The organism is Mesorhizobium sp. M0991 (assembly GCF_040318915.1).
GTDB lineage: Bacteria > Pseudomonadota > Alphaproteobacteria > Rhizobiales > Rhizobiaceae > Mesorhizobium.
This window is the reverse complement of the sequence record NZ_JAMYNE010000004.1, coordinates 320,817-334,304: the sequence shown is the minus strand read 5'-3', so window position 1 is coordinate 334,304 and position 13,488 is coordinate 320,817. Positions and strand designations below refer to the sequence as shown.

Below are 13,488 nucleotides of genomic sequence, written 5' to 3'. Positions count from 1 at the left end.
CGCGGTTGCTCTGGAATTGGCAATTTTGACAAAGACTATGCTAAACTTGCCAGTCGACGAGAACGACACTGGAGTACCGCAATGGCTGTCAGGAGCCTCCACGTTGTGATCTGGCTGCCGTCGAATTTCTATTCGGCCGTTGTCTCGACGCTCGTGGAAATGTTTCAGCTTGTGAATGACGTCTGCCGTTCACAGGTTCTTTCATGTGAGTTCGTTTCAAGGGGCGCGCCGTCGACATCAAGCACCGGAATTTCCTTCCCGACAAAGGCTCAACCATCCCGGAAAATGGATGTCCTGATTCTCATTGCGATGCCGGGTGTCGAGATTCCCGAGCTTCTGCGCTCGCTCGACGAGGAGAGTGAACATTCAAAACCGCTGATCGCGCTCGCACAACAGCAGGGCGCAATCATCGCAGCACATTGCGGTGCATGTTATCTGCTCGCCAATTCAGGATTATTGGACGGCAAACGCGCAACGATATCCTGGTGGCTGAAAGCCGAGGCAAGCCGCCGGTTTCCGCAAGTGCGATGGGACGCTTCCCGCTTGCTCATTCGCCAGGACCGCCTTTACACATGCGGAGGCGGGTTTTCCGGGCTCGAACTCGCCAGGGCTTTGCTGATCGATCTGGGCTTCTCGAAGGAGGAGCGAATCATTCGAAAACTTCTGGTTCTTCCTCCGCCGCGCAAATTCCAGAGTCCCTACGAATTTCCTCTCGACGAAATTTCGAACGAGGCCAGCCCATTCGAGAACAAGCTGCGCGAGCTCTCGAAAGACAAGATGTCGGAAATCGATCTGAAATTTCTCGCAACCGAATTGGGCATGTCTTCGCGAACCCTGTCTCGCAGATTTTTCGACGAACTCCAGACAACGCCGGGAAAATGGATCCAGGAACGGCGGCTGGAGTTGGCAAAATCCATGCTTGAGGAAACGAAACTGAGCGTGTCAGAAATTTGCTATCGGGTGGGATATCAAGACGTCGCCTCGTTCAGCCGTCTTTTTTCCAAGACAACTGGAATGGCGCCAGGCGAGTTTCGAAAGCAAATCCGGTGACAAGTCGGCAACGGAAGTGCTGCGGCTGCGGGCAACCGCTGCGGAAGGCGGCTACCCATGAACCTCGGCAAATGACTTCAGCCGACCCGCACGATTGCGTAGGGCGTCATCACAAGACGGTCTCGGCCCGACGCGTCTTGCTGAATCTGGCGTGACATTCGTCCATCCCAAATCTTGAGAGGGCCCTGATCGGAGCCGAGCCCGGAAACGTCGACCGGAACGTCGTCCGGGGTAAGATTCGCCAGCCAGACGATGATCTTGCCTGTCTGGGAGCGGCCGGCCAGCGCCAGCACCCGCGTCTCATCAGTCGTTGTCGCCGCCACATGCGCATGGCCGGCCAGCTCGCAAAGTCCTTTCACCGCGTGGAAAATCGGCCGGGGTGTACCTTCTTCGACAGGTTCGCCCGACGAGGCCAGTACGCCGAATGGTCCGGTGAAGCTGCAGAGCGTGAGCATTTCGAGCCCGGCCGGCGCAACATGTGCGGCATAGCCGATCGTCCATGCGGCCCCGAACAGCCCGACATGGCGCGGGTCGCGGTCGGCCATGGCGATGCGCTGATTGTCGGGATTGGCCTTGGTCGCGCCGCCGTAAGGGTTCTGGCGCATGGCAATGGTCGACGGCCCGATCCGGTAAGGTTTTGTTCCAAAGATCGCCCGTACAGACGCCGTTATGAAAGGCAGTGCCTCCAGCGATTGCATGACGCTGAGATCGTCGGCGGCATGCACGATCGGGGAGGTGCAATGCGTGACGAAATCGAGCGGATCGGCCGGCACACGCTTGCGGTTGAGTTCGGTGAAATAGCTGAACATGCCGCCGCCGAGGCGGGTGTCGGGAAAGGCGCGCCGCGCCGCGGCATAGACGTCTTCGAGCGGCGGGCATTGCGGCCACGCGCTGCCCGGTGGCGTCGACTGCCGGTCGACCGAGGGCGAGACGGCAATGGCCGAAAGCTTGAGCCCGGCCTGGCGCACCCTGTCGGCGACGCCTGAAAGCTCGGCGTCGAGATCGCCGTCGCCGGCAATGACACATTCGAGCGTTGTCCGGACCGGATAGGCGGCGGCGAGCCTGGCATAGGACCGCAAGGCGGCGAGCCCGTGGCCGCGCGTCGGGTCATAGTGGAACATCAATTGCTGCGGGCCAAGCCCGGACAGCACCGACAGCTTGCCCAGCGCCGCCTCGACCTCATCCGGGTAGATGATAACGCCGATATCCGGCAGCACCGGTCCGGCTTGGCCGAGCCTGACACGAATCGGTTCGGCACTTGCCGCGGCGGCCGGCACTTTCCCGCGACCCGCCACCCGCAAGCTGATGGTTTGGCGGAAGGTCTCGCCGGCCGGCAGCACGTATGGCCATGGCAGCGCGAGCGGCCGGACATAGGTCTTGTAGGAGGCATCCGACCAGTTGCGCTGGTCCTCCATCTCGAAGGTATCGCCTTCCATCCGGCATTCGGCGGTGACGCCCGGCCGGACCTGGTGGGTGATCGCCCGCAGATCCTTGAACGGCTGCCAGGGATCGATCAGCTCTGGAAGCCTGGTCGCGACCACGCTGCCATCGGTATGCTCGACCGTGACCGGGCTGCCGGCCAGGCCGGCGATCGGATGCAGGATGCAGAAACCACAGCGATTGGTTTCGAAATCGCTGTCGGGAAGAGCGCTCACGTCGAAGACCAATTGGCCATCGGCGGAGCCCTTGATGGTCGCGCGGAAGTCGAGCCGGCTGCCGTCCGGTGCCCGGCAATTTGCCGAATAGCTGACGGAAAAAGCCTCGGCATCCTGCTCGATAACAAGGTTGGTGAGCCCCGGCTCGTAGGTGCCCCAGTCGCGATCCCTGACGATGTAGGCGATGGCGCGCAAAACTTCGGTGTCGCCGTGCCGGATGGTGCGCAGATTGCCGTTGACGAAGTCCGCCGTCAGCGCGCCGGCGCGCAGCCTGACCGGTTCGGCTTCAACGGCACGTGTACCGTAGAGGAGGAAGGCGTCGGCTGTCATTTCAGCAAGGCGTCGAGTTGCACCGGTTCGCGGCTTGCGGCGCCGGCGTACGCTGCCTCGACCAGCGCTAATGTCTTCAGGTTGTCCGCGCCCGAGGTCGCGGGCTCGGTTCCATTGGTCAGGCAATCGACCCAATGCTTTTGAATGGCGACGACGCTTTCCTGGATGTTGTGCCACGGCCGCGATGCCCAAGGCAGCAGCGGCGGCGAGACGTCGCTGACGGCCGTCCCGCTCCTGCCGGTGACGGTGAGGCGGTAGCCCTGCGCCAGCCGGATCGTGCCGTCCTTGCCGTCGAGCTCGATCAGCGTCTCGGGAAACGGCTCTGTCGCGAGCTTGCTTGCATAGCTGCAATCGACCACGGAAGTGGCGCCGCTCGTATGGTCCATCAGCATCGTCGCAACGTCCTCGCCGGCAATGGCAGGGTTGACGCGCGCCGTTCGGGCGGTGACCGTCGAGACGTCGCCCAGCAGAAAGCGGGCGATGTCGAGGATATGGATGCCGAGATCCTCGATAATGAAGCGCTTGCCGGTCGCAAGATAGGGCTGGCCGGAAAACACGTCATAGGCAGAGCGGAACGAGATCCGTCCGAAGAAGGGCGTGCCGACCTCACCGCTGTCGAGTACGGCGCGCACCGCCTGGATCGGCGAGTGCCAGCGAAAATTTTCATGCACCATCAACGGCACGCCGGCGTCGGCACAGGCCTTCACCATCGCCTTGGCATCGGCAAGCGTCGGCGCAAACGGTTTTTGGCAAATTGCCGGAACGCCGTGCTGCGCCGCCATCTCGACGAGCGTTCTGTGGCTTGGTGCGGTGGTGGCGATGTCGACGAAATCCAGCCTTTCGCCGGCAAACAAAGCGGCCGCATCGGTATAGCGCCGCGCAATCCCGAACTGGTCGCCGACGACCCGCAGCCGGTCCGGATCGCGGTCGCAGATAGCCACGATCGAGGCGCCCTCCACGTCGCGCCAGGCATGCATCTGGTTGACGGCAAAGAAGCCGCAGCCGATCAGCGCTCCACGCAGCTCCGCCATGTCAGCCGGCCTTTGCCATCTGCATCAGCGTGACACGGCTCTGCAGCCGGCGCTGTGCCTGGTCGACGACGACGGCGACGATGATGACGAGGCCCTTGATCACCATCTGCCAGAACGAGCTCACCCCCATCATCACCAGCCCGTCCGAAAGGATGCCGATGACGAAGGCGCCGACAATGGTGCCGCCGATGGTACCGCGTCCGCCCGACATCGAGGTGCCGCCGAGCACTGCCGCGGCAATGGCGTTGAGTTCGAAGCTCTCTCCGGTCGCCGGATGCGAGGCCATTAGTTCGGACGAGATGATCAGCCCGACGATCGCCGCGCAGAAGCCGGAGAACATGTAGACGAACATCTTCACCATGTTGACGCGGACGCCTGAAATCCGCGCCGCCCGCTCATTGCCGCCAACGGCAAAGATGTGGCGGCCGAGCGGGGTGTATTTGGCGAGATAGGCCGCCCCTAGCGCAACAACGAGCAAAATCCACAGCGCGACCGGCAGGCCAAGCAGCCGGCCGGCGCCAAGAAAGCCGAACCCGGTGGTGCCGAGCTCCGGCTTGCCGACGAGATTGGGGAAGGTGCGCCCGTCGGACGACAGCAGCGCCAGGCCGCGCGCGACATAGAGCACGCCGAGCGTGGCGATGAACGGCGCAACGTTAAGCCTGGTGATCAGCAAGCCGTTGACGGCGCCGATCAATATGCCGACGGCAAGCGTGATCAGCGCGATCTCGAAGACGTTGAAATAGATGGTATAGCCGACCTGCAGGTCGACGCCGTTGAGCACGAGATAGCCGGCCACCATGCCGCACAGGCCGACGATCGAGCCGACCGACAGGTCGATGCCGCCGGTGATGATGACGAAGGTCATGCCCATTGCGAGGAATGCGTTCAGCGCCACGTGCTTCGACATCAGGATAAGATTGGCGGCCGAGAGGAAATTGGGGGCAGCTATCGAGAAGAACAACAGCACGGCGATCAGCGCGATGAACGTCCTCGCCTTCATCAGCGTCAGCAGGACCGAGCCGCTCGAAATGGAGTTGACCGCCGCCTTGGCTGGAATGTCAGTCATGCGCCTTGCTCTCCGTGCGGGACCGGTCCGTGGCCGAAGGCCGAGGCAGCGACAAGTGCGGCCTCCGTCGCCTCTGCGCGATCGAACATACCGGTCAATTTTCCATTGCTCATCACTGCGATGCGGTCGGACAACGCCATCACCTCATCGAGATCCGAGGTGGCAAACAGGATCCCCAGGCCGTCGCGCGACAGCTTGCGCATGGTGCGGAACACGTCGGCCTTGGCGCCGACGTCGATGCCGCGGCTGGGCTCGTCCATCAGCAGCACCTTCGGTCCAGTGAGCAGCGCTTTGCCGATCACCACCTTCTGCTGGTTGCCGCCCGACAGCGACGAGACTTCCTGCGCCGGATCGGCGACCTTGATGGCCAGTTCGCGCACCGTCTGGGTCACCGCCTGTCGTTCGGCGGCACCACGAATGTGGAACAGGCGCACGAACCGCGACAGGCTGGCCAGCGTCAGATTGCTGGCGACGGAGAGGATCGACACCAGCCCTTCGCGCTGGCGGTCTTCGGGGATCAGCGCCAGCCCGCGCCGGATGCGCCGCGTCGTGTCCCGCTCGTGCACCTTTTTGCCGGCAATGAATATCGTGCCGGTCGAATGGCCGTGGCGGCCCATGATGCAGTCGAACAGCTCGCTGCGTCCGGCGCCCATCAAACCGTAGATGCCGAGGATTTCGCCGGCGCGCAGCGACAGCGAGACGTGATCGACCGCAAGCCCGCCGGTGACGCGCGGCAGGCAGATGTCCTCGGCGCGGAATATCTCTTCGCCCGGCACATGGCCGTCGGCCTTGGCGAAGTCCTTGGCGTCCGAGCCGATCATCTGCCGCACGATCCACTGGGTGTCGACGTCTTTCATCTCCGCCTGGCCGGTGATGCGCCCATCGCGCAGCACGGTGATGGTGTCGCCGATGCGGATCAGTTCCTCGAGCCGGTGCGAGATGTAGACGATCGCCACGCCGCGCGCCTTGAGATCGGCAATCACCTTGAACAGTATCTCGACTTCTGCCGCGCTCAGCGCCGAGGTCGGTTCATCCATGATGAGAATGCGCGCATCGAGCGAAACCGCCTTGGCGATCTCGACCAGCTGCTGCTGGCCGATGCGCAGATCCTCGACCAGCATGTCCGGCCGGATGCCGGCCTCCAGGCGTTCAAGGAATTCCGCCGCGCGGCGCTCCTGCTCTTTGCGGTCGATCTTGCGGAAACGATTGGTGATCTCGCGGGTGGCGAAAATATTTTCGGCGACCGTCAGATTGCCGAACAGGTTCAGCTCCTGGAACACCATGCCGATGCCGCGATTCACCGCATCCCCGGATGACGAGAAGGAAACCTCCTCGCCGTCCAGCAGGATGCGCCCGAGCGTCGGTTGCTCGACACCGGCGATGATCTTCATCAGCGTCGATTTGCCGGCTCCGTTTTCGCCGACAAGCACGTTGACCGCGCCCTTGCGCACCTCGAAATTCGCCCGCTTGACTGCGACGGTGCCGGAATAGACTTTCGAGACATCCTCCAGCTTCAGGATGACATCTTGATCGCCGCTCATGGCTTCGGCCCGATCTCTGCCTCCGCCGGCGTCACCAGCGGCAGGTCCTGGCCACTGCCCGGCGTATAGGCGCCAAGGACCTTGACGCTGCGGCCCTCGAGTGCCTCGCGCGGCAGCTTGGAAAGCACGGTCTTGTCGGCATAGGCGTTGAAAGCCTTGCCGAACTGGGCGAAGTCGATCTGGTTGGTGAAATCATTGAACTGGATGAAGTCGAGGCTGTCGCGCAGCGCGGTTCCGCGCATGGCGGGGCCGATCTGCACCCGCGCGTCCGCCTTGCCGTCGCCATCGGCATCGACGTCCATCGTCGCCGCCCGTGACTGTGTGTTGGCTGCAACGATCTTGCCCTCGAGCCGAACGGCGAAGGTCCATGGCGAATTCGCCTGCTTCTTCGGATTGCCGTATTTGGCGCCGGCAGCGGCGGGGTCGATCTTGGCCAAGGCATGAACCTCGGCAAACGGCCCGGCCTTCTGCTGTAGATAGGGTATCACTTTCGTCGCCCAGATGTCCTCGACCATCTTGTCGGGATTGAACGCGGAGCCAGTGCCGCCGTTTTCCGCTGACGGCGTCGGCAGGATCTTGCAGGCGGTCAGGCTGCCTATTGCTGCGAGGAACAACGCGACAAGGATCGGCCGGATCAGCGTGTTGAACATGTCGGCTCGTTCGGCATGGCGGTCAGGAGCACCCAGAGAAATGGAAGCAAGGGCGAAATGGAAGCAAGGGACGAACCGGAGGCTCGTCCCTTGCTGCTTGATGTTACGCCGGCTCAGTTGGTGAGCGCGAACGTCTCCAGCTTGGCGGCATTGTCGCCATTGACCAGGACGCAGTCCATCAGCTGCTTTTCTTCGGCGGGAGACTTCTTGTTCTTGATGAAGTCGTTGGCCTGCTCGACCGCCATCTGCGCCTGCGCGAAGGCCGGCTGCAGGACTGTCGCCTTGATGCCGCCGGAGGTGATCGAGTCGCGCACATCGTTCGACCCGTCGAAGCCGACGACGATGACGTCCTTGCGGCCGGCAGCGGCAAGTGCCGCATAGGCGCCCATCGCCATCGTATCATTGCCGGAGATCACGCCCTTGATATCGGGATTGGCCTGAAGGATCGATTCCATCTTTGAATAGGCCTCGGTCTGGCTCCAGTTGGCCGACTGCTGCGCCACCATCTTCAGGTCCGGATAGTCGTCGATGACGTCGTGGTAACCCTTGGAGCGGATGCCGGCATTGGTGTCGGATTCCTTGCCGACGAGCTCGACGAAATTACCCTTCTCGCCCATCAGCTTGACGAATTCCTGCGCGCCGAGTTGGGCGCCCTGATAATTGTTGGAGACGATCTGCGCGACGGCGACACCAGTGGCATTGATCTCGCGATCGATCAGGAAGGAAGGAACGCCTGCGTCCTTGGCTTTCTGCACCGCGGCGACGGTGGCGTCGGCGCCGGCATTGTCGAGGATGATCGCCTTGGCGCCGCGGCCGATCGCCGTGTCGATCAATTCGGACTGCTTGTTGGCGTCGTCGTCATGGACGAGCACCAACGCCTCGTAGCCGAGTTCCTTAGCCTTGGCCTCCGCGCCGACAGCTTCCGCCTTGAAGAACGGATTATCATGCGAGGGCGTGATGATGGCGATCAAATCCGCCGCATAGGCGGGTGCGGCGGTGCCAAGCGCCAGTATGCCGGCAAAAGCCGCAAGCGTCATTCTGCGTGTCAGTTTCATGTATTCCTCCCGTTGAAAATCCGCGCCTTGTCCCAAGGCTATATGCATTCGATTTCGTTAGCCGGCCGTAGGCGGCGGGTCGCGTCAGATTCACAAGCCTTTGCCGGCTTCAACTCGACGGATCGCTCCCCCTATCCCTCCACTCATCCAGCCCCTGAGCCTGTTGCGAAGCTTGACGGTCCGATCCATTGAACAGCTAAGCCAACTGGTATAATGAGTCAATGACAATTTCAGGTGATATGTTCCGGAAGACGCGTCGCGCCCTCAGGTGATGCGCTGAATGCTCGCGGCAATCTCCTCCGGCTCGAACACCCGCTTCCAGTCGTCGCGCATCAGCACCGGCTTGCCGAACTCTATCGCCTTGTTGCAGGCGTCGGAGAACACGCCTTTGGTCTCGCCGAAGATGACGGCGCCAAGCACGTTCATATGGCCAAGCAGGAAATCGAGCGCCGCCTGCTTGTCGACCCCGCGCGCCACCACCTCGTCGACCGCCTCTTTCATGACGACGAGCAGCGAGGCGCATACCGTTTCCGAAAGGCCGGGCTCGAGCAGCGCCATCTGATCGACAGTGACGCGATGCGAGCGCATAACCGGCGCCCAGATGATCTTTGCGATCGCCTCACCCTTGGCGAAATCTCCCTCCGGTCCCTGCATCAAGGCGCTGACCATGTGCTGCTTGGCCTTGACGCCGCCGAAATAATCCTTCTTGGCCGCCATGTCGGTCTCGTCGTTGAAGATCGGCGGATGGCACGGGTGGGTGACGAAATAGGTCAGGTCCGGTCGCTTCGGCAAATGCCCGGCGAAAGGTGCCGCGGCGTCGAGCACGACAACCATCGTGCCTGATGCAAGCTTGCTCTCGATGCTCGCCGCGACCTTGCCGATATGCGTGTCCGGCACCGCCAGGATCACCACATCGGCGCCATCAAGCGCCTCATCGGCGCTGACGGCATCGATGTTGAGGCCCGACTTAAGCCGCTCGCGGCCGGCGTCGCTGACCTCGACATGGCGTATCGTGTAGGGAGATCCGCGAAAATTGGTCGACAGGCGGTAACCCATTTTGCCGCCTGCACCAAACAGCGCAATCGTTGTCATGTGTCCGTTACTCCTGATTACCAACGACGGCCCTGCCGATCGTTCCATTGACTTGTATGCACATTGCCGCCGGCTGGCGGATTAGAAAAGGCGGAAAGCCGCCGCTTAAATGACGTTCCCCTGGACGATGTCGTGGGCACCGTCCAGCACAGCGCCGCTAGGCGGAGCATGCTATATCAGGTACACATTATACCAGCATACCAAATTGGCAAGCGGCGTGGCACGGCTCTGACCAATTGTTTGGCCGTCGTTTACCTCCTGTTCAACGGCAAAGAGCGATCATCGCGCTGAACCGCCGATCGGCGGGATGATTCGCAGCCAACAAAGGCCCATGCTCGAAACGTCACTCTACAGCCCGGTCAAGACCTTCCTCGAAGGCCTGGGATTTATGGTCAAGGGCGAGATCGGCGGCTGCGATCTGCTGGCGCTGAGTGCCGACTCTCCACCGATCGTCGTCATCTGCGAGCTGAAGCTGAAGTTCAATCTCGAGCTGGTCCTCCAGGGCGTCGACCGTATGGCGGCGAGCGATGAGGTCTGGCTCGCGGCATGCGTGTCGGCCCGTGGCAAAGGCCGTGAGAGCGATGTGAGATACCGCAATCTCTGCCGTCGCCTCGGCTTTGGCCTGCTTGGCGTGCGGGCGAACGGCGAGGTTCAGGTGCTGCTCAGCCCGGCGGCATTGGCCCCGCGTCGGGATCCCCGTCGCCGCTCGAAACTAATCGACGAACATCGGCGTCGGCAGGGCGATCCCGTCGCCGGCGGCGGCTCGCGTGCGCCGATCATGACCGCTTATCGCCAGCAGGCACTGGCATGCGCCGCAGCGCTCGCCGATGGTCCAAAGCGGCCACGTGACTTGAAGCCCAACCTGCCGAACGCACCCAAGATCCTGCTGCACAACGTGTATCGCTGGTTCGCGCGCACCGATCGCGGGGTCTACGAACTGACCGCTCAGGGCCGTGAAGCATTGCAGCGCTGGCCGCAGCCCGATCGCAGCCACGCCGCTGCCTGAGACAGGGCAACGCCGGATTTCGCGCCCTGCTTTCCGCGACAATCACCGCTTTCGGCAAGACAGCAACCTCCGTAACGGAACCATATTTCGACACGATGGTTTTGTCGGGACCGAATTGATCGTCCGCTGAGCAAAACGGAAGGAACGGCCATGCGCCTATCGACGACAATTGTCACACTTTCGGCACTGGCCCTTGCCTCGCCGGTCTATGCGCAATCCGTGGGACCAGAGCTTGCCCCTGTCCCGCCAACGGCGCCGCAAACCCTGCCAGAGCAAGCCACGCCAGAAGGGGCCACTCCCGACCAGGCTACACCTGACCAAGCCTTCTCCGCCCAGAATTTCACCGCTGTGACAATCGTGGCGATGGAGGATCTGCCTCCTGAAATCAAGGCACAGGCGGAGGCCGTCGTCACCCAGACCAGCGCCGAGGATTTGCGCATCCTGCAAAGTTCGATCGACGCATCGCCGCAGGCGGCATCGGCACTGGCGGCGAACGGACTTAATTCCACTCAGGTCGTGGCGGCCAATATCGACGGCGACGGCACGCTGACGCTGATCATCCAGACGACGACGTGAGCGGCTGAAAGCGGACAAGCCGGTTCCGGCACGGAACCGAAGTCCGCCTGATCGCGGAGGACTGTCATGGCCGAGGCTGCAGTTCGCAACTTCACCATCAATTTCGGGCCACAACATCCCTCCGCTCACGGCGTCCTGCGGCTGGTGCTCGAACTCGACGGCGAGATCGTGGAACGCGCCGATCCCCACATCGGCCTGCTGCATCGTGGCACCGAGAAGCTCATCGAGTACAAGAACTACCTGCAGGCCTTGCCCTATTTCGACCGGCTCGACTACGTCGCGCCGATGAACCAGGAGCATGCATTCTGTCTCGCCGCCGAGAAGCTCCTCGAAATATCAATTCCGAAACGCGGGCAGCTCATCCGCGTGCTTTTCTGCGAAATCGGCCGGCTGTTATCGCACCTCCTCAACGTCACCACGCAAGCCATGGACATCGGCGCGCTGACGCCACCGCTCTGGGGTTTCGCCGAACGCGAGAAGCTGATGGTCTTTTATGAGCGCGCGTCCGGTGCCCGCATGCACGCGAACTATTTCAGGGTCGGCGGCGTGCATCAGGATCTGCCGCCGGAACTCCTCGACGACATCTGGAATTTCTGCGATCCGTTCCTCAAGGTCTGCGACAATCTCGAAGGGCTGTTGACCGAGAACCGCATTTTCAAGCAGCGCAATGTCGATGTCGGCGTGATCGGCCTCGATGATGCCTGGGCCTGGGGCTTTTCCGGCGTGATGGTGCGCGGATCGGGCGCCTCATGGGATCTGCGCAAGGCGCAGCCATACGAATGCTATTCGGAGATGGATTTCGATATCCCGGTCGGAAAGCATGGCGACTGCTACGACCGCTATCTCGTACGCATGGAGGAAATGCGCCAGTCGGTCCGGATCATGCGGCAATGCCTGGAAAAGTTGCGCTCGCCCGAAGGCCAGGGGCCGTTCGCGATCCCGAACCGCAAGATCACGCCGCCGCCGCGTGCTACAATGAAGCGCTCGATGGAAGCGACGATCCAACACTTCAAACTTTATACCGAAGGCATTCGCGTGCCGAGCGGTGAAGTCTATGCCGCCGTCGAAGCGCCGAAGGGCGAGTTCGGCGTCTACCTCGTATCGGACGGAGGCAACATTCCCTACCGATGCAAGATCCGCGCACCTTCCTTCGCCCACCTGCAAGCGATGGATTTCCTGTCCCGAGGCCATATGATCGCCGATGTTGCCGCGATCATCGGCTCGCTCGACATCGTGTTCGGAGAAATCGATCGCTAGTTTAGCCAGGTCGCAGGATCTTCCCCGATCGCAGGATCATTCGTCCTCAGCAGACCGCGCAGGCAGGCCTGGACGGCGCGCGAACGCCAGTGGACGAAGGCTCTCACTTGCGGCGGGCCAACTCAAATTCTCACATCAAAGACGGACGCATGGCCGCGACAAGGCGCAGCCAAGCGTCGAGGAGTTTCACAATCTGCGCGGCCTGACGGGCCACGAGCCCTTCCAAGTTCGGAAGCGCTCTCCACGGCGCGGAAAGAACGCGTGTTCCGCCGTTCCTCGTACCGCGTCAATGCACGATCAAGCCCTTCATCCAGGCAACAAATCTGTTGCCGCGAACTATCCCGCGCACCCTGGCAGCGGCCCATCTCGCTTGCATCGTAGCGCCAACATGGCAATGGCAGACGATTTGGTGCAACTGCCGGTCGCTCAGTTCGAAGAAGCGCTTTGCCTCACCATAGGTATCGTCGTTGAGGCCCATGGCACGCAGAACCGGATCCTCGAACGCGACAGTGAGCGGCGTCCCAGCCCCACGCGATCTGTCACGCGCTTCCCTGTTCATATATTCGGTGCCTGGAAGCGCCCCAAGGCATCGCGTCGGGTTTTGTTCGAGAAGTTCTGCCCAACGTTCAATCCGCTGGTTTCGAGTCATCGCCGGATACGCCGCGAAGGACTCAACTTCCGCGACGGCATGCAGTTGGTCGAGTGTTTGATGTTTCATGGTCGGCTCCTGTCGACAGGTGAATTTGCCCACGCCTATATGAGCAATTATCGCGCCGTGGAGCGCTGACAAGGCCGGACCGCCGCAACATGAAGCGTACGGATCACCAGCCCGGTGAAGCGGCACTCGTATTCCAACGCGCCCGCGCCGGTGGGTCCGATGTCGACTCGTTAACCGAACCCGTTCCGGACAGGAACTTTTGCGGAAGCTTGCCGTTTGGCTTTGCGTCCGTTTCGGCGGCTGCAATATCAATCTTGAAAGCAATTCCGTTGGACACGAAGCCTCAAAGCGTCGAACACGACGTCGAGCCTGTAAATGAAACCCGGGAGCAACCGACCCCGGTTAGAGAATCTCGTGAGCGATCGGCAGGGCCCCGGCAGGAAAAGCCTGACGGGAATGCCTCGCAACGAAAGGCAGGTCTGCTCGGCTTTCCCAGGCGCCATCCCTATGCGGCCGCAGCC

12 protein-coding genes are annotated in these 13,488 nt (G+C 62.0%); 4 read left to right on the top strand and 8 right to left on the bottom strand.

The features are described 5' to 3' along the window. The first annotated feature begins 81 nt into the window (after positions 1-81). Positions 82-1,050 carry a GlxA family transcriptional regulator gene (locus NKH70_RS09205; RefSeq protein WP_352713371.1) on the top strand — a complete coding sequence of 323 codons (969 nt, stop codon included), beginning with the start codon at positions 82-84 and terminating at the stop codon, positions 1,048-1,050. Positions 1,051-1,127: 77 nt separating this feature from the next. Here NKH70_RS09205 and apnL read toward each other — a convergent pair whose 3' ends face one another. The 7 genes from apnL to NKH70_RS09170 all read right to left on the bottom strand — a co-directional run bounded on the left by apnL (position 1,128) and on the right by NKH70_RS09170 (position 9,470). Further along, positions 1,128-3,035, bottom strand: coding sequence for a D-apionate lactonase (apnL, locus tag NKH70_RS09200; RefSeq protein ID WP_353025129.1), 1,908 nt, complete (start codon positions 3,033-3,035; stop codon positions 1,128-1,130). Continuing rightward, on the bottom strand, positions 3,032-4,066 hold the full coding sequence (locus NKH70_RS09195) for a Gfo/Idh/MocA family protein (protein WP_353025127.1): 1,035 nt from the start codon (positions 4,064-4,066) through the stop codon (positions 3,032-3,034). Before NKH70_RS09195 ends, apnL begins: the two co-directional genes overlap by 4 nt. A gap of 1 nt (position 4,067) precedes the next feature. Further along, positions 4,068-5,132, bottom strand: a complete 1,065-nt coding sequence (locus NKH70_RS09190) for an ABC transporter permease (protein ID WP_352713379.1) — start codon at positions 5,130-5,132, stop codon at positions 4,068-4,070. Further along, complete coding sequence (locus tag NKH70_RS09185; protein ID WP_292663146.1) at positions 5,129-6,673, bottom strand: sugar ABC transporter ATP-binding protein; 1,545 nt, start codon at positions 6,671-6,673, stop codon at positions 5,129-5,131. Before NKH70_RS09185 ends, NKH70_RS09190 begins: the two co-directional genes overlap by 4 nt. Beyond that, entirely contained in the window at positions 6,670-7,323 is a 654-nt protein-coding gene (locus NKH70_RS09180; protein WP_353025125.1) for a DUF2291 family protein, read from the bottom strand. Before NKH70_RS09180 ends, NKH70_RS09185 begins: the two co-directional genes overlap by 4 nt. A 113-nt stretch (positions 7,324-7,436) precedes the next feature. Continuing rightward, the gene (locus NKH70_RS09175; protein WP_352466724.1) at positions 7,437-8,378 is read right to left on the bottom strand and encodes a D-ribose ABC transporter substrate-binding protein; all 942 of its coding nucleotides are present in this window, start codon (positions 8,376-8,378) and stop codon (positions 7,437-7,439) included. Between the two features lie 264 nt (positions 8,379-8,642). Beyond that, positions 8,643-9,470 (bottom strand): phosphogluconate dehydrogenase C-terminal domain-containing protein, encoded by an 828-nt coding sequence (locus tag NKH70_RS09170; protein WP_352713384.1) that lies wholly within the window; start codon positions 9,468-9,470, stop codon positions 8,643-8,645. Positions 9,471-9,801: 331 nt separating this feature from the next. Here NKH70_RS09170 and NKH70_RS09165 point away from each other — a divergent pair, with 331 nt between their 5' ends. From NKH70_RS09165 to NKH70_RS09155, 3 genes are all read left to right on the top strand, one after another. Beyond that, complete coding sequence (locus NKH70_RS09165) at positions 9,802-10,476, top strand: DUF2161 domain-containing phosphodiesterase (protein WP_352713386.1); 675 nt, start codon at positions 9,802-9,804, stop codon at positions 10,474-10,476. Between the two features lie 150 nt (positions 10,477-10,626). Then, the gene (locus NKH70_RS09160) at positions 10,627-11,052 is read left to right on the top strand and encodes a hypothetical protein (protein ID WP_292663156.1); all 426 of its coding nucleotides are present in this window, start codon (positions 10,627-10,629) and stop codon (positions 11,050-11,052) included. 66 nt (positions 11,053-11,118) lie between these two features. Next, on the top strand, positions 11,119-12,309 hold the full coding sequence (locus NKH70_RS09155; RefSeq protein WP_352713388.1) for an NADH-quinone oxidoreductase subunit D: 1,191 nt from the start codon (positions 11,119-11,121) through the stop codon (positions 12,307-12,309). A 286-nt stretch (positions 12,310-12,595) separates the two neighbouring features. On the opposite strand, the gene NKH70_RS09150 is transcribed toward NKH70_RS09155, so the two are convergent. Further along, on the bottom strand, positions 12,596-13,027 hold the full coding sequence (locus tag NKH70_RS09150; RefSeq protein WP_352465792.1) for a hypothetical protein: 432 nt from the start codon (positions 13,025-13,027) through the stop codon (positions 12,596-12,598). Between the last annotated feature and the right edge of the window lie 461 nt (positions 13,028-13,488).

Coding starts and splice junctions, on each gene's coding strand:
- NKH70_RS09195 (WP_353025127.1), bottom strand. CDS start 4,066: ATGGCGGAGCTGCGTGGAGCGCTGATCGGCTGCGGCTTCTTTGCCGTC.
- NKH70_RS09155 (WP_352713388.1), top strand. CDS start 11,119: ATGGCCGAGGCTGCAGTTCGCAACTTCACCATCAATTTCGGGCCACAA.
- NKH70_RS09185 (WP_292663146.1), bottom strand. CDS start 6,673: ATGAGCGGCGATCAAGATGTCATCCTGAAGCTGGAGGATGTCTCGAAA.
- apnL (WP_353025129.1), bottom strand. CDS start 3,035: ATGACAGCCGACGCCTTCCTCCTCTACGGTACACGTGCCGTTGAAGCC.
- NKH70_RS09150 (WP_352465792.1), bottom strand. CDS start 13,027: ATGAAACATCAAACACTCGACCAACTGCATGCCGTCGCGGAAGTTGAG.
- NKH70_RS09180 (WP_353025125.1), bottom strand. CDS start 7,323: ATGTTCAACACGCTGATCCGGCCGATCCTTGTCGCGTTGTTCCTCGCA.
- NKH70_RS09160 (WP_292663156.1), top strand. CDS start 10,627: ATGCGCCTATCGACGACAATTGTCACACTTTCGGCACTGGCCCTTGCC.
- NKH70_RS09175 (WP_352466724.1), bottom strand. CDS start 8,378: ATGAAACTGACACGCAGAATGACGCTTGCGGCTTTTGCCGGCATACTG.
- NKH70_RS09165 (WP_352713386.1), top strand. CDS start 9,802: ATGCTCGAAACGTCACTCTACAGCCCGGTCAAGACCTTCCTCGAAGGC.
- NKH70_RS09205 (WP_352713371.1), top strand. CDS start 82: ATGGCTGTCAGGAGCCTCCACGTTGTGATCTGGCTGCCGTCGAATTTC.
- NKH70_RS09170 (WP_352713384.1), bottom strand. CDS start 9,470: ATGACAACGATTGCGCTGTTTGGTGCAGGCGGCAAAATGGGTTACCGC.
- NKH70_RS09190 (WP_352713379.1), bottom strand. CDS start 5,132: ATGACTGACATTCCAGCCAAGGCGGCGGTCAACTCCATTTCGAGCGGC.